Here is an 18,734-nt window from a genome sequence, read left to right as displayed (position 1 = left end):
CAGGCGGCTGAGGTGGTTCAAACGCTGCAACAGCTCGATATCGCCTTCCAGGCTGTCGATGAACGTGCTGTTGAGCATGTGCCCAGCGATCTGCGCCAGGCTTGGCTGATGGCCACTGAACACGCGCTGGGTCGGCAGCGGCGGCGCTGGCCGCTGCGGGTTGCCGCTGACGCCGACCACCAGCACGCGGCTGGCACCCAGGTGCAGGGCCGGGCTGATCGGCGCCGACTGGCGAACCGCGCCGTCGCCGTAGTACTCATCGCCGAGCCGCACCGGGGCGAACAGCAGCGGGATGGCCGAGCTGGCCAGCAGGTGGTCAACGGTCAAGGGCGTGGGCACACCGAGCCGGCGGTGGCGCAGCCAGGCGTCGATGGTGCCGCGGCCTTGGTAGAAGGTCACCGCCTGACCAGACTCGTAGCCGAATGCGGTTACCGCCACCGCGCGCAGCTGCTCGCTGGCCAAAGCATGGGTAATGCCATCGAGGTCGATGTGTGACTGCAACAGGCCGCGCAGCGGGCTGCTGTCGAGCAGGGCAACCGGTGCCTGGCCACCCAGCCCCAGCAGGTTGTGGCCGACAAAGCGGCTGGCCTGGCGGATTACACCGGGCCAGTCGCTGCGCAACACCAGGTGGCTGCCCAGGTTCTGCCAGAAGGCGGTGAGCCTTTGCACTGCCTCGCTGAAGCGCATTGCGCCACTGGCCAGGGTCACGGCATTGATGGCGCCGGCCGAGGTACCGACGATCACCGGGAAGGGGTTGGCTGCGCCGGCAGGCAGCAGCTCGGCGATGCCGGCCAGAACGCCGACCTGGTAGGCGGCGCGGGCGCCGCCGCCAGAGAGGATCAGGCCGGTAGTCGGGGGTGGGGCCATGTCTTGCTCCCTGGATCTCTTACCGCCAGTGCTGGCCTCATCGCCGGCAGGCCGGCGCCCACATGATCAGCGCTTTTTCTTGTCATACAGCCGCGGCGCACCTTCAGGCCGCGACTTGAAGCGCCGGTGCGCCCACAGGTATTGCTCCGGGCACTCGCGCAACACGCCTTCGATCCACTGGTTGATGCGCAGGCAATCGGCCTCTTCGCTTTCACCGGGGAAGCCTTCCAGCGGCGGGTGGATCACCAGGCGATAGCCACTGCCATCCTCCAGGCGCTTCTGGGTGAAGGGAATGACCTGCGCCTTGCCCAGGCGGGCGAACTTGGTGGTGGCGGTAACCGTCGCCGCCTGGATGCCGAACAACGGCACGAACAGGCTCTGCTTGGCGCCGTAGTCCTGGTCGGGCGCATACCAGATGGCGCGGCCGGCACGCAGCAGCTTGAGCATGCCGCGCACGTCTTCACGCTCCACCGCCAGCGAATCGAGGTTGTGGCGCTCACGGCCGCTGCGCTGGATGAAGTCGAACAGCGGGTTGCCATGCTCGCGGTACATGCCGTCGATGGTGTGCACCTGGCCCAGCAACGCGGCGCCGATCTCCAGGGTGGTGAAATGCACGGCCATGAGGATCGCGCCCTGCCCGGCCTGCTGCGCGGCTTGCAGGTGCTCGAGGCCTTCGATATGCGCCAGGCGCGCCAGCCTGGCCTTGGGCCACCACCAGCTCATGGCCATTTCGAAGAAGGCGATGCCGGTGGAGGCGAAATTCGCCTTCAACAAACGGCGCCGTTCGTCGACGGACATCTGGGGGAAACACAGTTCCAGGTTGCGTGCAGCGATGCGTCGGCGCTCACCGGCCACCCGGTACATCAGCGCGCCCAGGGCAGCGCCAAGCCACAACAGGGCGCGGTAGGGCAACTGCACCACCAGCCACAGCAGGCCCAGGCCCAGCCACAGGCCCCAGAACCTGGGGTGAAGGAAATAGGGACGAAAACGCGGGCGTTCCATTGAAGCTTCCGGTAAGTCAAAGGCCGAGCATTCTACATCGGATCGGCGCCGGTTGCGGCCAACCGGTCTTATCGTTATAAGTCAGGGCACTTTTTCCGCAACAAGCCGTCTATGCAGACCATGAGCCCAAACCACACACCCGACACCGCCTCCGTGTTCCAGCTCAAGGGCAGCATGCTCGCCATCACTGTGCTGGAGCTGGGGCGCAACGACCTTGAAGCCCTCGACCGCCAGCTGGCGGCGAAAGTGGCCCAAGCCCCCAATTTTTTCAGCAACACACCGTTGGTGCTGGCGCTGGACAAGCTGCCGGCCGACGAAGGGGCGATCGACCTGCCCGGGCTGATGCGCATCTGCCGTCACCACGGCCTGCGAACCCTGGCGATCCGTGCCAACCGCATCGAGGACATCGCTGCCGCGATCGCCATCGACCTGCCGGTATTGCCGCCCTCCGGCGCCCGTGAGCGGCCGCTGGAGCCGGAGCCGGAAGTGAAAAAGCCCGAGCCGGCGCCGGCGCCCGCTGCAGAGCCGGAAATCCGCCCGACCCGGATCATCACTTCGCCTGTACGTGGCGGCCAGCAGATCTATGCTCAGGGTGGCGACCTGGTGGTCACAGGCTCTGTGAGCCCGGGTGCGGAACTTCTGGCCGATGGCAACATCCATGTGTACGGCGCCATGCGCGGCCGCGCCCTGGCCGGCATCAAAGGCAACACCAAGGCCCGTATCTTCTGCCAGCAGATGACCGCCGAAATGGTCTCCATCGCTGGCCAGTACAAGGTCTGCGAGGACCTGCGCCGCGACCCGCTGTGGGGCGGCGGCGTGCAAGTCAGCCTGTCCGGTGACGTGTTGAACATCACCCGTCTTTAACGGATACTTGCCGTCATTTTTAGAGCAACTTTTTTACCTGTTGCCGTTTTTTTGCATTTTGCTGGGACGCCTGTCCCGACTTATTTAGGGGTGAAACACCTTGGCCAAGATTCTCGTCGTTACTTCCGGCAAGGGGGGTGTGGGCAAGACCACCACCAGCGCCGCCATCGGCACCGGCCTCGCACTGCGCGGCCACAAGACGGTCATCGTCGACTTCGACGTGGGCCTGCGTAACCTCGACCTGATCATGGGCTGCGAGCGCCGCGTGGTTTACGACTTCGTCAACGTGGTCAACGGCGAAGCCAACCTGCAGCAGGCCCTGATCAAGGACAAGCGCCTTGAGAACCTGTATGTGCTGGCCGCCAGCCAGACCCGCGACAAGGACGCACTGACCCAGGAAGGCGTCGAAAAGGTACTGATGGAACTGAAAGCACAGTTCGAGTACGTCATCTGCGACTCGCCGGCGGGTATCGAGAAAGGCGCGCACCTGGCCATGTACTTCGCCGACGAAGCCATCGTCGTGACCAACCCTGAAGTGTCTTCGGTACGTGACTCCGACCGTATGCTGGGCATCCTGTCGAGCAAGTCGCGCCGCTCTGAAAACGGCGAAGAGCCGATCAAGGAGCACCTGCTGATCACCCGTTACCACCCCGAGCGTGTCGTCAAGGGCGAAATGCTGAGCGTGGCCGACGTGGAAGAGATCCTGTCGATCAAGCTCAAGGGTGTGATCCCGGAGTCGCAGGCGGTACTCAAGGCGTCCAACCAAGGTATCCCGGTCATTCTCGATGATCAGAGCGATGCCGGCCAGGCCTACAGCGACGCGGTCGACCGCCTGCTGGGCAAAGAGAAGCCGATGCGCTTCATCGATGTACAGAAGAAGGGATTCTTCGAGCGCATTTTCGGGAGCAAATAAACCATGAACCTTTTTGACTTCTTTCGTGGCAGACAGAAACAGACCAGTGCGTCGGTGGCGAAAGAGCGTCTACAGATCATCGTGGCGCATGAGCGCGGCCAGCGCAGCGAACCGGACTACCTGCCGGCCCTGCAAAAAGAGCTGCTCGAGGTGATCCGCAAGTATGTGAACATCGGCAGCGATGATGTGCACATCGAACTGGAAAACCAGGGCAGTTGCTCGATTCTGGAGCTGAACATCACCTTGCCCGATCGCTGATACAGCGAACGGGCTTGATCATTGGGGCTGCTTTGCAGCCCGTTCGCGACACAAGGCCGCTCCTACAGAGAGCGGCCTTGTGTCGCGAACGGGCCGCAACGCGGCCCCAATGGTTTTCCCCGATTTGACCGAGAACCCGCAATGCCGCTGTCGAACGTCCAGATCCTTCATGAAGACGCCGCCATCCTGGTGGTCAACAAGCCGACCCTGCTGCTATCGGTGCCAGGCCGCGCCGATGACAACAAGGACTGCCTGATCACCCGCCTGCAGGAAAACGGCTACCCGGATGCGCTGATCGTCCACCGCCTGGACTGGGAAACCTCCGGCATCATCCTGCTGGCCCGCGATGCCGACAGCCACCGCGAGCTGTCGCGCCAGTTCCACGACCGCGAGACCGAGAAGGCCTACACCGCCCTGTGCTGGGGCCAGCCGGCGCTGGACAGCGGCAGCATCGACCTGCCCCTGCGCTACGACCCGCCCACCAAGCCCCGCCATGTGGTGGACCATGAGCAAGGCAAGCACGCCCTGACCTTCTGGCGCATCCTCGAGCGTTGCGGCGACCACTGCCGGGTGGAACTGACGCCGATCACCGGCCGTTCGCACCAGTTGCGCGTGCACATGCTGTCGATCGGGCACCCGCTGCTCGGTGACCGTTTGTATGCCAACCCCGAGGCGCTGGCGGCACATGAGCGGTTGTGCCTGCATGCGGCCATGTTGAGCTTCACCCACCCGGTTTCCGGTGAGCGGCTGAAGTTCGAGTGCCCTGCACCTTTTTAAGCTGCAAACTTCAAGCGACAAGCTGCAAGAAAAGCCAGAACAGATCGCGTTGCAGCTTGCTCCGCGGCCTGCTCTTGCTTGAAGCTTGCAGCTTGCGGCTTGAAGCTCGAATTGGAGTGAGTTATGCGCGAAGCACTGAACACCGGCCTGATCGATTTTCTCAAGGCCTCCCCTACGCCCTTCCACGCCACCGCCAGCCTGGCCCTGCGCCTCGAAGCGGCCGGCTACCAGCGCCTGGACGAGCGTGACAGTTGGGCCACGGTGCCTGGCGGCCGCTACTACGTCACCCGCAACGATTCTTCGATCATCGCCATCAACCTGGGCAAGCAAGCGCCGCTGCTGGGTGGCATTCGCATGGTCGGTGCGCACACCGACAGCCCGTGCCTGCGGGTCAAGCCGCAGCCGGAGCTGCAGCGCCAGGGTTTCCTGCAGCTGGGCGTGGAAGTGTACGGCGGCGCCCTGCTGGCGCCGTGGTTCGACCGTGACCTGTCGCTGGCCGGCCGCGTGACCTTCCGGCGTGATGGCAAGGTCGAAAGCCAGCTGATCGACTTCAAGCTGCCGATCGCCATCATTCCCAACCTGGCGATCCACCTCAACCGCACTGCCAACGAAGGCTGGCAGATCAACCCGCAGAACGAACTGCCGCCGATCCTGGCCCAAGTGGCCGGCGACGAGCGCATCGACTTCCGCGCCCTGCTCACCGAGCAGCTTGCCCGTGAACACCAGCTCAACGCCGACGTGGTGCTGGACTACGAGCTGAGCTTCTACGATACCCAGGACGCCGCACTGATCGGCCTGAACGGTGACTTCATCGCCGGGGCGCGCCTGGACAACCTGCTGTCGTGCTACGCCGGCCTGCAGGCGCTGCTGGCCGCTGACAGTGACGAAACCTGCGTGCTGGTGTGCAACGACCACGAAGAAGTCGGCAGCTGCTCGGCCTGCGGCGCCGACGGCCCGATGCTCGAGCAGACCCTGCAGCGCCTGCTGCCGGACGGCGACACTTACGTGCGCACCATCCAGCGCTCGCTCATGGTCTCGGCCGACAATGCCCACGGCGTGCACCCCAACTACGCCGACAAGCATGACGGCAACCACGGACCCAAGCTCAATGCAGGGCCGGTGATCAAGGTCAACAACAACCAGCGCTACGCTACCAACAGCGAAACTGCCGGCTTCTTCCGCCACCTGTGCATGGCCGAAGAAGTGCCGGTGCAGAGCTTCGTGGTGCGCAGCGACATGGGCTGCGGCTCGACCATCGGCCCGATCACTGCCAGCCACCTGGGCGTGCGCACGGTCGATATCGGCCTGCCGACCTTTGCCATGCACTCGATACGTGAACTGTGCGGCAGCCAGGATCTGGCGCACCTGGTGAAGGTGTTGACCGCGTTCTACCGCAGCCGCGAACTGCCCTGAGCCTGTTCTGGCCCTATCGCCGGCAGGCCGGCCCCCACACTGACAGCAGCGCTGCCGAACCTGTGGGGGCCGGCTTGCCGGCGATAGGGCCGGTACTGACAACCAACTGCCCAGGGTCAATCCCGCTTCGCTTGCCACCCGCTATGCTTAAGGCATGCCCCACGCAAAAGGATTGCAGCCATGTCCCCCTTCCTGTCCCTGTTCGTCCCCGTGTTCGGGTTCCTGATGCTGCTGACCATCGGCTTCAGCCTGCGTGAGCGCGACGTCGGTGTGCTGATGATGTGGATCGGCACCCTGGGCATCTTCGGCCTCACCTGCTGGAAGATCCTGGAGAAACTCCCCACATAAACCTCTACACTCGGCCAATCGTTTGACCTGAGGTAGATTTCCCGGTGCCAGCCCTCCTGCGTTGCCTTGCCCTGCTGCTGTTTCTGTTCATCTCCCCGGTACAGGCCGCCGGCCTGCCTGGCCTGCTTGGCTCCAGTGCGCCGGCCCAGCCAGAAGCCACCGAGCCCTTGGGCAAATCGCTGGACGAGGTGATCAAGAACCTGGAGAACGACCAGCAACGCGCCAAGCTGCTGGCCGACCTGAAGAAGCTGCGCGATGCCACCAAGCAGTCGCAACCCACCGTCGAGCAGGGCGTGCTGGGCCTGATCGGCGGTGCGCTGCATGATTTCGAGAAGCAGTTCAGCGGCGACGCCAGCCCGTTCCACCGGTGGGCGCTGGAAATCGACCAGGCCCAGGCGGAGTTGGCTGAACTGGTGGTGCCCGTGCACCAGTGGCCGGCGATACTGTTCGGCTTTGCCGCGATCATCGCCGTGTGGAGCCTGCTGGCCTATGCATTCAACTGGATCGGCCACCGTGTGCGTGTGCGCTTCGGCCTGACCGAGGAGTTGCCACAGCACCCGCGCACCTGGGACCTGGTGCGCTTCGCCCTGCGCAAGCTGGGGCCGTGGCTGGTGGCGCTGGTGTTCACGGTGTACCTGAGCTTTGCCCTGCCCTCCTCGCTCGGCAAGTCCATGGCCATGGTGCTGGCCTATGCGCTGGTGGTAGGCACCTGCTTTTCGGCCATCTGCGTGATCGCCTTCTCGCTGCTCGACGGCCCGCACCGCCACCGGGCGCTGCACATCCTGCGCCACCAGGCATTTCGGCCGCTGTGGCTGATCGGCAGCTTCGCCGCCTTTGGCGAAGCGATGAGCGACCCGCGCCTGACCGTCGCCCTTGGTACACACCTGGCGCACGCCCTGGCCACCCTGGCCAATGTGATCGCCGCGCTGTGCACGGGGCTGTTCATCCTGCGTTTCCGCCGCCCGATCGCCCACCTGATCCGCAACCAGCCACTGTCGCGGCGCCTGACCCGGCGCACCCTGAGCGACACCATCGAAATCCTTGGCAGCTTCTGGTACATACCGGCGATGATCCTGGTGGCGATCTCGCTGTTCGCCACCTTCGTGTCGGCCGGCGACACCAGTACCGCGCTGCGCCAGTCACTGATGTGCACGGTGCTGGTGGTGGTGTGCATGGTGCTCAATGGCCTGGTGCGCCGCCACGCCGCCAACCCCAAGCGCGCCAACAAGCGGCAGGCGGTATACACAGAGCGCCTGCGCAACTTCGGTTATGTGCTGGTGCACCTGTTCATCTGGCTGGTGTTCATCGAGCTGGGGCTGCGCGTTTGGGGCCAGTCGATGATCAGCTTCGCCGAAGGTGAAGGCCATGAAGTCAGCCTGCGCCTGCTGGGCCTGGCCGGCACGCTGATTGTCGCCTGGCTGGTGTGGATACTCGCCGACACGGCCGTGCACCACGCCCTGGTGCGTTCACGCCGGGGCCTTGCCAATGCCCGCGCGCAAACCATGATGCCGCTGATCCGCAACGTGATGTTCGTGGTGATTTTCATCATTGCGCTGATCGTCGCCCTGGCCAACATGGGCATGAACGTCACGCCGCTGCTGGCCGGTGCCGGGGTGATCGGCCTGGCCATCGGTTTTGGCGCGCAGTCGCTGGTGGCCGACCTGATCACGGGCCTGTTCATCATCATCGAAGACTCCCTGGCCATCGACGACTATGTCGATGTGGGTGGCCACCTGGGCACCGTTGAAGGCCTGACCATCCGCACCGTGCGCCTGCGCGACATCGATGGCATCGTGCACACCATCCCGTTCAGCGAGATCAAGAGCATCAAGAATTACTCGCGCGAGTTCGGCTATGCGATCTTCCGTGTGGCCATCCCGCACAGCATGAACATCGACCAGGCCATCACGCTGATCCGCGAAGTGGGGCAGAAACTGCGCAACGATCCACTGATGCGCCGCAATATCTGGTCACCCCTTGAGCTGCAAGGGGTGGAAAGTTTCGAGTCTGGTTCGGCGATTCTGCGGGCACGCTTCAAGACCGCCCCCATCAAGCAATGGGAAGTGTCGCGGGCGTTCAACCTGGCCTTGAAGCGCCAGCTGGATGCAGCCGGGCTGGACCTGGCGATGCCACGCTTGTCGGTACAGGTGGTGACGGCGGGTGGCGGCGCGATGGCAGAGGCCGGCGGGACCACCGATTAGGCCCATCGCCAGCAGCCGCTATCCGGCCTGGGCGCGGATGCGGATCGCATCATGGCGCCAATACTCAAGGTCACAGTCGATCAGGTGCCCATGCTGGTCACTGTTGACCCGGGTGATATGCAGCCCCGGGCTGCCGGTGGATACCTTCAAGGCTGCGGCCGCAGCCACGGGTAACGCCGTGGGCAGGATTTCAAAGCACACCTGCCCGTAGCGGATGCCGTAGACCCGCCCATAAATCTCGGTCAGCGACTGCGCCAGGTCATGTTCGAGGATGTCGGGGAAGTAACGCGGGTTGAGGTAATGCTCGGCATACAGCACCGCCCGCCCATCGATACGCCGCAACCGGCAGATGCGTATCACGCTGGATAGCGCCGGCAGGTGCAGACGCGCGCAAATGGCCGCCGATGCCGGCTGCAACCGGGCCGAAAGCAGTTCGGTACTGGCCACCCGCCCCTGGTCCCGCACCATCGCGTGAAAGTGGCTACGCTCGATCAGGTCGTAGGTCAGCCGCTCGGGGGCGACGAACCAGCCGCGCCGCTCTTCGCGGTAGATCAGCCCTTGGGCTTCCAGCTGCACCAGCGCCTCGCGCAGGGTGATACGCGTGGTATCGAACACCTCGCTGAGTTTGCGCTCGGCCGGCAGCTTGCCGCCCGGCGCCAGCAGGCCGTGCTCGATCTGCTCCTGCAAGGCATGGCAGATGGCTGTTACCGCACGCGGTGGCGTCGACTGCATCAAGGGTTACCTATCTGGACTAGTCCAGCCCCAGAACAGGGCACTTGGAGAATAGTGCAAGCCTAGGCAGGGCTGATGAACATGCTGTGACAAAGCAGCTGTACACACTTCATCAGAGCACTGCCAGATTCGGGCCAAGCCTTATGAATCGGGGCTTGCGATCTGGTCTACGCTGTATTCGCAGGAGGCGGCAACACCTGGTTCAACCCTTCCCTTACATCAAATTGTCACGCAACCGGCCTACCTTGGCGCAAGGTTTGCTGACCTAGACCAAAGGTTAGCCAAGCAAGGCTTCACTCATAACAACGATCGCGCAAGGCACCCACCCAAAGGAGCTTCGGATGAAAAAGTTGTTCATGGCGTCACTGCTCGGCTCGGCCATGGCCCTGTGTACCTCGGCCATGGCCGCCGGCACCGACCTCAAGGCCCTGGAAGACGCTGCCCGCAAGGAGGGCACGATCAACAGCGTGGGCATGCCCGATGCCTGGGCCAACTGGAAAGGCACCTGGGAAGACCTGGCCAGCAAGTACGGCCTCAAGCACACCGACACCGACATGAGCTCGGCCCAGGAAATCGCCAAGTTCGATGCCGAGAAGGACAACGCCAGCGCCGATATCGGTGACGTCGGTGCCGCCTTCGGCCCGATTGCCGTGGCCAAGGGCGTGAGCCAGCCGTACAAACCGAGCACCTGGGACCAGGTACCGGGCTGGGCCAAGGACAAGGATGGTCACTGGGCGCTGGCCTATACCGGTACCATCGCCTTCATCATCAACAAGGACCTGGTGAAGGAAGAAGAACGCCCTAAAACCTGGCACGACCTGGAAAAAGGCAAGTACAAGGTCGCCATCGGCGATGTCAGTACTGCCGCCCAGGCCGCCAACGGCGTGCTGGCCGCAGCCATCGCCTACAAGGGCGATGAGAGCAACGTCGCCCCGGGCCTTCAGCTGTTCACCAAGCTGGCCCAGCAGAAGCGCCTGTCGCTGGCCAACCCGACCATCCAGACCCTGGAGAAAGGCGAGGTCGAAGTGGGCGTGGTGTGGGACTTCAACGGCCTGAGCTACCGCGACCAGATCGACCCGAAACGCTTCGAAGTGCTGATCCCCTCGGACGGGTCGGTCATCTCCGGCTACACCACCATCATCAACAAGTACGCCAAAAACCCCAATGCAGCCAAGCTTGCGCGTGAGTACATCTTCAGCGATGCCGGGCAGATCAACCTGGCCAAGGGGCATGCCCGGCCGATCCGCGCCGAGCACCTGAAACTGCCCGCGGACGTGCAGGCCAAGCTGCTGCCTAACGAGCAGTACGGCGCTGCGCAGCCGATCAAGAAACCCGAAGTGTGGGAAGCGACCTCGAAAAAGCTGCCGCAGATGTGGCAGGAGCAAGTCATCATCGAGATGGAATGAAGAAGCTTCAAGCTGCAAGCTGCAAGCTGCAAGCTACAAGTGCAAGCAGGTGATCGACATGCCGGCTCGTTCTTGCAGCTTGTAGCTTGAAGCTTGCAGCTCCACTGGGAGCCACCATGCAACACAATGTCATCCTGGTCCTGCTCGACGGCCTCAACCACCAGGTGGCCCATCACGCCATGGGCCACCTGCACGCTTACGTCGAAGCCGACCGTGCCGCGCTGTACCGTGTGGAATGCGAGCTGCCGTCGCTGTCCCGGCCGCTGTACGAGTGCATCCTCACCGGCGTGGCGCCAATCGACAGCGGCATCGTGCACAACAACGTCAACCGCCTGTCCAACCAGCGCAGCGTGTTCCACTACGCCCGCGAGGCCAACCTGGGCACTGCTGCGGCGGCTTATCACTGGATGAGCGAGTTGTACAACCGCTCGCCCTTCGACCCGCAGCGCGACCGCCATACCCACGCGCCGAAGCTGCCGATCCAGCATGGCCTGTTCTATTGGGACGACCGCTACCCTGACTCGCACCTGCTGGCCGACGCCGAGTACCTGCGCCGCCGCCATGCGCCGAACTTTTTGCTGGTGCACCCGATGAGCATCGACGACACCGGCCACCGCCACGGCCTGGACAGCAGCCAGTACCGCAACGCTGCGCGCAGCGCCGACATCCTCTTGGCCGACTACCTGCCGCACTGGCTCGAAGAGGGCTACCAGGTACTGGTCACCGCCGACCACGGCATGAACAACGACCGCTCGCACAACGGCCTGCTGGCCGAAGAGCGCGAAGTGCCGCTGTTCGTGTTTGGCGACGCCTTCAGCCTCGACCCGGCCGCCAAGCCGCTGCAAACCGAGCTGTGTGGCACCATCTGCGAGTTGCTGGGCGTTGCCCACGACAAGACCGTCTGCCGGGAGCTGCTCAAGTGAATGCCGGCGCCCGCGGGCGCTACCTGGCCCTGCTCTGCCTGCTGCCGTTCGCTGTGTTCTTCGTCATCTTCCAGATCGCCCCGCTGGCTTGGGTGGCCATCAACAGCGTGCAGTCGGAAGCGGGCTGGGGGCTGGCCAACTTCAGCAAGGTGTTCGCCTCGAAGTTCTACCTGCAGGCGCTGCAACGCAGCCTGGAAATCAGCTTCTGGTCGAGCCTGTTCGGCATCATCATCGCCACCCTCGGTGCTTACTCGCTGCGCCAGGTGGATTCGCGCCTGCGCGACTTCGTCAGCGCCTTCGCCAACATGACCAGCAATTTCGCCGGCGTGCCGCTGGCCTTCGCGTTCATCATCCTGCTCGGTTTCAACGGGGCGCTGACCCTGCTGCTCAAGCAGGTTGGCCTGCTGGAAGACTTCAGCATCTACTCCAAAAGCGGCCTGATCCTGGTCTACACCTACTTCCAGATCCCCCTGGGCGTACTGCTGCTCTACCCGGCCTTCGATGCCCTGCGCGAAGACTGGCGCGAATCGGCCGCGTTGCTGGGCGCCAGCCACTGGCAATACTGGCGGCACATCGGCCTGCCAGTGCTGGCCCCGGCCCTGCTCGGTACCTTCGTCATTCTGCTGGCCAATGCCCTGGGCGCGTATGCCACGGTGTATGCGCTGACCACCGGCAACTTCAACGTGCTGCCGATCCGCATCGCCGGCCTGGTGGCCGGTGACATCAGCCTGGACCCCAACCTGGCCAGCGCGCTGGCCATGGTGCTGGTGGGCTTGATGACGGTGGTCACGGTCGTCCATCAATGGCTGCTGAAACGGAGCTACCATGCACGCTAACCGCTCAACCAGGCCGAGCGCCGGCAGCCTCTATCACCGCGCCGTGGTGTACCTGCTGTTTCTCATTCTGCTGCTACCACTGGCCGGCACCCTGCTCTACTCGCTGGCCACCAGCTGGTCAGCCAGCCTGCTGCCCAGCGGCCTGACCTTCAAGTGGTACGTGGCGCTGTGGGGCGAGCCGCGCTTTCTGGCGGCCTTCGGCCAGTCGCTGCTGGTGTGCGTGGGCGCGCTGCTGCTGTCGGTGGTGCTGATCCTGCCACTGCTGTTCGTGGTGCACTACCACTTCCCCAGGCTCGACGCACTGATGAACATCCTCATCCTGCTGCCGTTCGCGGTGCCGCCGGTGGTGTCCTCGGTGGGCCTGCTGCAGCTGTACGGCAGCGGGCCGATGGCCATGGTCGGCACGCCGTGGATCCTGATCGGCTGCTACTTCACCATCTCCCTGCCGTTCATGTACCGGGCGATCACCAACAACTTGCAGGCGATCAACCTGCGCGACCTGATGGATGCCGCCCAGCTGCTCGGCGCCAGCACCTGGCAGGCGGCGTTCCTGGTGGTGCTGCCCAACCTGCGCAAAGGCCTGATGGTGGCGCTGCTGCTGTCGTTCTCGTTCCTGTTCGGCGAATTCGTGTTCGCCAACCTGCTGGTCGGCACGCGCTACGAGACCCTGCAGGTGTACCTGAACAACATGCGCAACAGCAGCGGCCACTTCAACAGCGCGCTGGTGATCTCGTACTTCGCCTTCGTGCTGGTACTGACCTGGGTCGCCAACCGCCTGAACAAGGACAAGACCTGACATGAGCTTCGTCAGCGTACAGAAACTGCACAAACGCTATGGCGGCACCCCGGTGTTCGAAAACATCGACTGCCAGATCGAACGCGGCGAGTTCGTCACCCTGCTGGGCCCTTCCGGCTGCGGCAAGTCCACCCTGCTGCGCTGCATCGCCGGGCTGACCCCGGTGGACGGCGGGCAGATCCTGCTCGACGGCCAGGACATCGTGCCGCTGAGCCCGCAAAAGCGCGGCATCGGCATGGTGTTCCAGAGCTATGCGCTATTCCCCAACATGACCGTGGAGCAGAATGTCGCCTTTGGCCTGCGCATGCAGAAGGTCAAGGCCAGTGACACTCAAGTACGTGTGCGCGAGGCGCTGGAACTGGTGGAACTGGGCAGTTTTGCCGGGCGTTACCCGCACCAGCTGTCCGGTGGCCAGTGCCAGCGGGTGGCCCTGGCCCGCTCGCTGGTCACCCGGCCACGCCTGCTGCTGCTCGACGAGCCGCTGTCGGCGCTGGATGCGCGTATTCGCAAGCACCTGCGCGAGCAGATCCGCGCCATCCAGCGCGAACTGGGGCTGACCACCATCTTCGTTACCCATGACCAGGAAGAAGCGCTGACGATGTCTGATCGCATCTTCCTGATGAACCAGGGGCGCATCGTGCAGAGCGGCGACGCCGAAACCCTGTACACGGCCCCGGTGGACCTGTTTGCCGCCGGCTTCATCGGCAACTACAACCTGCTCGACCCGGACAGTGCCAGCCGCCTGCTGCAACGCCCGGTGGCCAGCCGCCTGGCGATTCGCCCCGAGTCGATCACCTTGAGCCGCGATGGCGAACTGGACGGCGAAGTGCGCAGCCACAGCCTGCTGGGCAATGTGATCCGCTACCGGGTACGGGTTCGTGACGTGGAGCTGGTGGTGGATGTGCTCAATCGCTCATCGGCCGACCTGCACGCGGACGGCCAGCGGGTATCCTTGTCGATCGACCCCACGGCGCTACGGGAAGTGGCCTAAGGAGATTCAACGCATGGCACTGGCAATTTTCGATCTGGATGAAACCCTGATCCATGGCGACTGCGCGTCGCTGTGGAGCGAGCAAATGGCGCGGCTGGGCTGGGTCGACGGCAAGGAGTTCCTGCGCCGCGACCATGCCCTGATGGAGGCCTACGGCAAAGGCCACCTGCAGATGGAAGAGTACATGGCCTTCAGCCTGGAGCCGATTGCCGGGCGTACGCTGGAAGAGGTCGAGCACCTGGTGGAGCCATGGGTGGAGGATGTCATCGAGCCGATCATTTTCGGTGATGCCTGCCGCTGCATCGCCGAGCATCGCAAGCGTGGCGACCGCATCCTGATCATTTCCGCCTCGGGCACTCACCTGGTCGGGCCGATTGCGGCGCGGTTAGGGGTGGACGAGTACCTGGCGATCGAGCTTGAGGCTGTGAACGGGGTGTATACCGGGAAGACCCATGGGGTGCTGACTTACCGGGAGGGCAAGATCACCCGCTTGCTGGAGTGGCTGGACCAGGAGCAGGAAAACCTGGAGGGGGCGAGTTTCTATTCCGATTCGCGCAACGACCTGCCGTTATTGCTCAAGGTGGATCATCCGCATGTGGTGAACCCGGATGCGGTGTTGCGCGAGCATGCCGAAAAGAATGGCTGGCCGATACTGAGCTGGGCTTGACGGCCATGGGGGGCGCTTTGCGCCCCTTTCGCGACACAAGGCCGCCCTGTAGGTGCGGCCTTGTGTCGCGATGGGCTGCAAGGCAGCCCCGGCAATCTCACGCCAGGCTAGCGTCGATCACCATCACCAGCTTGCCCGACACCTGATTGCTCTCAAGCTCGGCATACGCTGCCTGGGCGAATTCGACCGGGTAGGTGTCCACCAGCTGTGGCGACAAGCGCTTTTCGGTGAACAGCGGCCACACCTGCTGCTGCAGCTCACGCAGCAGCTCGGCCTTGAACCCGTCATCACGGTTGCGCAAGGTGGAACCGGTGATTTCCAGGCGCTTGCCCAGCACCTGCGCCAGGTCCAGTTCAACCGTGCGCCCGCCCATCAGGCCGATGATCACCCAGCGCCCATCGCGTGCCAGCAACTTGAGGTTGAGCTGCCCGTAACTGGCACCCACCGGGTCGAGAATCACGTCGAACGGGCCCATGCCCTCCAGCGCTTCCAGGTTTTCGTTGCGCACCACTCCGCCCGTCGCGCCCAGGGCCTGGCAGTACGCCAGGCGGTCCTGCGAGCCAACGCTGACGTATACCGGGTTGCCGAACGCCTTGCACAACTGAATGGCTGCCGAGCCGACACCGCTGGCACCGGCGTGTACCAGCACCTTCTCGCCGGCCTTCACCGCACCGAGCTGGAAAATGTTCAGCCACGCGGTGGCGTAGACCTCGGGCAGCGCTGCTGCCTCGTGCAGGCTCAGGCCCTCGGGGACCGGCAGCACATGGCGGGCATCGACCACCACTTCCTCGGCCATGGCCCCGCTGGCCAGCAGCGCGCACACCCGGTCGCCTACCCGCCAGTCGGCGCCTGGCCCCACTTCTTCCACTACCCCGGCGCATTCCAGGCCCATGTACGGGCTGGCACCGGGTGGTGGCGGATAAAGGCCCTTCATCTGCAACAGATCGGCCCGGTTCAGGCCCGCCGCAGCCACGCGGATGCGTACCTGGCCGGCATCCAGGGCCGGGCGCTCGGCCTCGACCCACTCCACATGTCCGTCTTCGCCTTGCAATGCCTTCACAGTGCCTCCATAGTTGATTGACATGACTGAGCCTGGGGTATCCACGCCCCTGGCTTTTTGCAGTATTTGTCCGGCTCCATGGAACCGGCAACGGAAAAGACGGCCTACTATGCGTGATCAATTGCCTCCACGTCGAATCAGCATGAAGCATTTCCTCCCAAGCACCGCCCTGGCCCTGATGATCGGCCTGGGCAGCCTCACGCTCGGCGGCAATGCGGCGGCCGCCAACAAATGGGACAGCCTGCAGCCGGACCGTGACGAAATCGTCGCCAGCCTCAACGTGGTTGAGTTGCTCAAACGCCACCATTACAGCAAGCCGCCGCTCGATGACGCCCGCTCGGTGATCATCTACGACAGCTATATCAAGCTGCTCGACCCTGCGCGCAGCTACTTCACTGCGGCCGACATCGCCGAGTTCGACAAGTGGAAGAGGCAGTTCGACGACTTCCTCAAAAGCGGCAACCTCGACCCGGGCTTCACCATCTACAAGCGCTACCTGGACCGCGTCAAGCAACGCCTGGACTTCGCCCTGGCCGAGCTGAACAAGGGCGTCGACAAGATGGACTTCACCGCCAAGGAAACCTTGCTGATCGACCGCAAGGACGCCCCGTGGCTGAAGAACCAGGCCGAGCTGGACGACCTGTGGCGCAAGCGCGTCAAGGACGAGGTGCTGCGCCAGAAGATCGCCGGCAAAGAGCCCAAGCAGATCCAGGAAACCCTGACCAAGCGATACAAGAACCAGCTGTCGCGCCTGGACCAGACCCGTGCCGAAGACATCTTCCAGGCCTACATCAATACCTTCGCCCAGTCCTACGACCCGCACACCAACTACCTGTCGCCGGACAACGCCGAAAACTTCGACATCAACATGAGCCTGTCGCTCGAAGGCATCGGCGCGGTGCTGCAGAGCGACAACGACCAGGTCAAGATCGTGCGCCTGGTACCTGCCGGCCCTGCGGCCAAGACCAAGCAGGTGGCCCCGGCCGACAAGATCATCGGCGTCGCCCAGGGCAACAAGGAAATGGTCGACGTGGTCGGCTGGCGCCTGGACGAAGTGGTCAAGCTGATCCGTGGCCCGAAAGGCTCGGTTGTGCGCCTGGAAATCATCCCGGCCAGCAATGCCCCGAGCGACCAGACCAGCAAAGTGGTGTCGATCACCCGCGAGGCGGTCAAGCTTGAAGAGCAGGCGGCCAAGAAGTCGGTGCTCAAGCTCAAGCAGGCTGGCCGTGACTACAAGCTGGGCATCATTGAAATCCCGGCCTTCTACCTGGACTTCAAGGCTTACCGAGCCGGGGACCCTGAGTACAAGAGCACCACGCGCGACGTGAAAAAGCTGCTCACCGAACTGCAAAAGGAAAAAGTCGACGGCGTGGTCATCGACCTGCGCAACAACGGCGGCGGTTCCCTGCAAGAAGCCACCGAGCTGACCAGCCTGTTCATCGAGAAAGGCCCCACGGTGCTGGTTCGCAACAGCGATGGCCGGGTTGACGTGCTAGAAGACGAAAACCCTGGCGCCTTCTACAAAGGCCCCTTGGTGCTGCTGGTCAACCGCCTCTCGGCCTCGGCCTCGGAAATCTTCGCCGGCGCCATGCAGGATTACCACCGCGCCTTGATCATCGGCGGCCAGACCTTCGGCAAGGGCACCGTGCAAACCATCCAGCCGCTCAACCATGGCGAGCTGAAACTGACCCTGGCCAAGTTCTACCGGGTGTCCGGGCAGAGCACCCAGCATCAGGGCGTGCTGCCAGACATCGACTACCCGTCGATCATCGACACCAAGGAAATCGGTGAAAGCGCCCTGCCCGAGGCCATGCCGTGGGACACCATCCGCCCGGTGGTCAAGCCGGCGGCCGACCCGTTCAAGCCCTTCCTGGCGCAGCTCAAGGCCCAGCATGAAGCGCGCAGCGACAAGGACGCGGAGTTCACCTATATCCGTGACCGCCTGGCACTGACCCAGAAGCTGATGAACGAGAAAACCGTCAGCCTCAACGAGCAGGACCGCCGTGCCCGCCACGATGAGATCGAGGCCAAACAGCTGGCGCTGGAAAACATCCGCCGCAAGGCCAAGGGTGAAGAGCCGCTGAAGGAACTGAAGAAAGAGGACGAGGACGCCCTGCCGACCAAGGATGAAAACACCAAGCCCGAAGACGACGCTTACCTGTCCGAGACCGGTCGCATCCTGATCGACTACCTGAGTGCCAGCACCAAGGTGGCCAAGCAGTAATCAGTCAGCGCTGATGTGAAACACAAGGGGCCGGGCACGTAAGTGCCCGGCCCCTTGTGTTTTCGGTGTGTGGCGTTGGTGGGAGCTTGGCGGGGCAGGTCTATCGGCCTGTCAGGCAATCTCCGGGTAGGCGTACTCGAATACCCGCACAACTTCCGAAGCATGCCACGACGCAGCCTCCATGCCGTCGACCGGCCCGGAGAAGCGCCCAAGGCGCTCCACACATTCGAAGAAGCCGGTACGCGGCAGGCGGCTGGCGCCCTGGCTGATCACCAGCGAGCTGCGCAGCGGCTGCTCGGCACGGGCATCGAGCACCGCCAGGTATTCAAGCGCTGCAGTCAGCGTCTGCATGGCCGGGCTGGGCAATTGCAAACGCTCGATCAGCGCGCGGTAAGTCAGCAAATGCCGTTGACGGCGGGCCAGGTCAAGCTCATCCAGCAAGCTTTGCCAATGCTG

19 protein-coding genes are annotated in these 18,734 nt (G+C 63.8%); 14 read left to right on the top strand and 5 right to left on the bottom strand.

Annotated elements, in window-relative coordinates; genetic code table 11:
• Positions 1–867, bottom strand: an 867-nt coding sequence (locus BLX42_RS02655; protein ID WP_161871080.1) for a patatin-like phospholipase family protein, incomplete at its 3' end; no start/stop codon positions are given.
• 66 nt (positions 868–933) lie between these two features.
• On the bottom strand, positions 934–1,869 hold the full coding sequence (locus BLX42_RS02650; protein WP_046787407.1) for a lipid A biosynthesis lauroyl acyltransferase: 936 nt from the start codon (positions 1,867–1,869) through the stop codon (positions 934–936).
• Positions 1,870–1,980: 111 nt separating this feature from the next.
• Here BLX42_RS02650 and minC point away from each other — a divergent pair, with 111 nt between their 5' ends.
• The 7 genes from minC to BLX42_RS02620 all read left to right on the top strand — a co-directional run bounded on the left by minC (position 1,981) and on the right by BLX42_RS02620 (position 8,643).
• Positions 1,981–2,733: a septum site-determining protein MinC gene (gene minC, locus BLX42_RS02645; RefSeq protein WP_046787408.1), complete on the top strand. Its 753-nt coding sequence runs from the start codon at positions 1,981–1,983 to the stop codon at positions 2,731–2,733.
• A gap of 100 nt (positions 2,734–2,833) precedes the next feature.
• Entirely contained in the window at positions 2,834–3,646 is an 813-nt protein-coding gene (gene minD / locus BLX42_RS02640) for a septum site-determining protein MinD (protein ID WP_046787409.1), read from the top strand.
• Between the two features lie 3 nt (positions 3,647–3,649).
• Complete coding sequence (gene minE / locus BLX42_RS02635; RefSeq protein WP_012313197.1) at positions 3,650–3,904, top strand: cell division topological specificity factor MinE; 255 nt, start codon at positions 3,650–3,652, stop codon at positions 3,902–3,904.
• Positions 3,905–4,045: 141 nt separating this feature from the next.
• On the top strand, positions 4,046–4,681 hold the full coding sequence (locus BLX42_RS02630; RefSeq protein ID WP_012313196.1) for an RluA family pseudouridine synthase: 636 nt from the start codon (positions 4,046–4,048) through the stop codon (positions 4,679–4,681).
• A gap of 123 nt (positions 4,682–4,804) precedes the next feature.
• Positions 4,805–6,094, top strand: coding sequence for a M18 family aminopeptidase (locus BLX42_RS02625; RefSeq protein WP_039603106.1), 1,290 nt, complete (start codon positions 4,805–4,807; stop codon positions 6,092–6,094).
• Positions 6,095–6,274: 180 nt separating this feature from the next.
• On the top strand, positions 6,275–6,442 hold the full coding sequence (locus tag BLX42_RS26515) for a hypothetical protein (protein ID WP_012313193.1): 168 nt from the start codon (positions 6,275–6,277) through the stop codon (positions 6,440–6,442).
• 44 nt (positions 6,443–6,486) lie between these two features.
• A complete protein-coding gene (locus BLX42_RS02620) occupies positions 6,487–8,643 on the top strand; it encodes a mechanosensitive ion channel family protein (RefSeq protein WP_161871079.1) in 2,157 nt (718 codons plus the stop codon).
• An 18-nt stretch (positions 8,644–8,661) separates the two neighbouring features.
• Here BLX42_RS02620 and BLX42_RS02615 read toward each other — a convergent pair whose 3' ends face one another.
• On the bottom strand, positions 8,662–9,375 hold the full coding sequence (locus BLX42_RS02615; RefSeq protein ID WP_046787411.1) for a UTRA domain-containing protein: 714 nt from the start codon (positions 9,373–9,375) through the stop codon (positions 8,662–8,664).
• 341 nt (positions 9,376–9,716) lie between these two features.
• Between BLX42_RS02615 and BLX42_RS02610 the strand changes: the two genes are divergently transcribed.
• The 6 genes from BLX42_RS02610 to BLX42_RS02585 all read left to right on the top strand — a co-directional run bounded on the left by BLX42_RS02610 (position 9,717) and on the right by BLX42_RS02585 (position 14,994).
• Complete coding sequence (locus BLX42_RS02610) at positions 9,717–10,781, top strand: ABC transporter substrate-binding protein (protein WP_046787412.1); 1,065 nt, start codon at positions 9,717–9,719, stop codon at positions 10,779–10,781.
• 116 nt (positions 10,782–10,897) lie between these two features.
• Positions 10,898–11,704 carry an alkaline phosphatase family protein gene (locus BLX42_RS02605; protein WP_046787413.1) on the top strand — a complete coding sequence of 269 codons (807 nt, stop codon included), beginning with the start codon at positions 10,898–10,900 and terminating at the stop codon, positions 11,702–11,704.
• On the top strand, positions 11,701–12,540 hold the full coding sequence (locus BLX42_RS02600; RefSeq protein WP_161871078.1) for an ABC transporter permease subunit: 840 nt from the start codon (positions 11,701–11,703) through the stop codon (positions 12,538–12,540). The genes BLX42_RS02605 and BLX42_RS02600 overlap by 4 nt, the downstream gene beginning before the upstream one ends.
• Positions 12,530–13,336, top strand: a complete 807-nt coding sequence (locus tag BLX42_RS02595) for an ABC transporter permease (RefSeq protein WP_161871077.1) — start codon at positions 12,530–12,532, stop codon at positions 13,334–13,336. The genes BLX42_RS02600 and BLX42_RS02595 overlap by 11 nt, the downstream gene beginning before the upstream one ends.
• A 1-nt stretch (position 13,337) precedes the next feature.
• Positions 13,338–14,327, top strand: a complete 990-nt coding sequence (locus BLX42_RS02590) for an ABC transporter ATP-binding protein (protein ID WP_046787415.1) — start codon at positions 13,338–13,340, stop codon at positions 14,325–14,327.
• Between the two features lie 13 nt (positions 14,328–14,340).
• Positions 14,341–14,994 (top strand): HAD family phosphatase, encoded by a 654-nt coding sequence (locus BLX42_RS02585; RefSeq protein WP_125924312.1) that lies wholly within the window; start codon positions 14,341–14,343, stop codon positions 14,992–14,994.
• 97 nt (positions 14,995–15,091) lie between these two features.
• Here BLX42_RS02585 and BLX42_RS02580 read toward each other — a convergent pair whose 3' ends face one another.
• Positions 15,092–16,054, bottom strand: coding sequence for an NAD(P)H-quinone oxidoreductase (locus tag BLX42_RS02580; protein WP_046787416.1), 963 nt, complete (start codon positions 16,052–16,054; stop codon positions 15,092–15,094).
• Positions 16,055–16,196: 142 nt separating this feature from the next.
• On the opposite strand from BLX42_RS02580, the gene BLX42_RS02575 reads away from it, so the two are divergent.
• Entirely contained in the window at positions 16,197–18,278 is a 2,082-nt protein-coding gene (locus BLX42_RS02575) for a carboxy terminal-processing peptidase (RefSeq protein ID WP_168216542.1), read from the top strand.
• A gap of 111 nt (positions 18,279–18,389) precedes the next feature.
• Here the strand turns inward: BLX42_RS02575 and BLX42_RS02570 are convergent.
• Positions 18,390–18,734: hypothetical protein (locus BLX42_RS02570; protein ID WP_161871075.1), on the bottom strand; the 345-nt coding region annotated here is incomplete at its 5' end.

Source organism: Pseudomonas sp. SG-MS2 (assembly GCF_009933855.1).
GTDB lineage: Bacteria > Pseudomonadota > Gammaproteobacteria > Pseudomonadales > Pseudomonadaceae > Aquipseudomonas > Aquipseudomonas putida_E.
The sequence above is the reverse complement of the archived record's forward strand: the minus strand, read 5'-3'. Positions and strand labels throughout refer to the sequence as shown.

Coding starts and splice junctions, on each gene's coding strand:
- BLX42_RS02650 (WP_046787407.1), bottom strand. CDS start 1,869: ATGGAACGCCCGCGTTTTCGTCCCTATTTCCTTCACCCCAGGTTCTGG.
- minC (WP_046787408.1), top strand. CDS start 1,981: ATGCAGACCATGAGCCCAAACCACACACCCGACACCGCCTCCGTGTTC.
- minE (WP_012313197.1), top strand. CDS start 3,650: ATGAACCTTTTTGACTTCTTTCGTGGCAGACAGAAACAGACCAGTGCG.
- BLX42_RS02630 (WP_012313196.1), top strand. CDS start 4,046: ATGCCGCTGTCGAACGTCCAGATCCTTCATGAAGACGCCGCCATCCTG.
- BLX42_RS02625 (WP_039603106.1), top strand. CDS start 4,805: ATGCGCGAAGCACTGAACACCGGCCTGATCGATTTTCTCAAGGCCTCC.
- BLX42_RS26515 (WP_012313193.1), top strand. CDS start 6,275: ATGTCCCCCTTCCTGTCCCTGTTCGTCCCCGTGTTCGGGTTCCTGATG.
- BLX42_RS02615 (WP_046787411.1), bottom strand. CDS start 9,375: ATGCAGTCGACGCCACCGCGTGCGGTAACAGCCATCTGCCATGCCTTG.
- BLX42_RS02610 (WP_046787412.1), top strand. CDS start 9,717: ATGAAAAAGTTGTTCATGGCGTCACTGCTCGGCTCGGCCATGGCCCTG.
- BLX42_RS02605 (WP_046787413.1), top strand. CDS start 10,898: ATGCAACACAATGTCATCCTGGTCCTGCTCGACGGCCTCAACCACCAG.
- BLX42_RS02595 (WP_161871077.1), top strand. CDS start 12,530: ATGCACGCTAACCGCTCAACCAGGCCGAGCGCCGGCAGCCTCTATCAC.
- BLX42_RS02590 (WP_046787415.1), top strand. CDS start 13,338: ATGAGCTTCGTCAGCGTACAGAAACTGCACAAACGCTATGGCGGCACC.
- BLX42_RS02585 (WP_125924312.1), top strand. CDS start 14,341: ATGGCACTGGCAATTTTCGATCTGGATGAAACCCTGATCCATGGCGAC.
- BLX42_RS02575 (WP_168216542.1), top strand. CDS start 16,197: ATGAAGCATTTCCTCCCAAGCACCGCCCTGGCCCTGATGATCGGCCTG.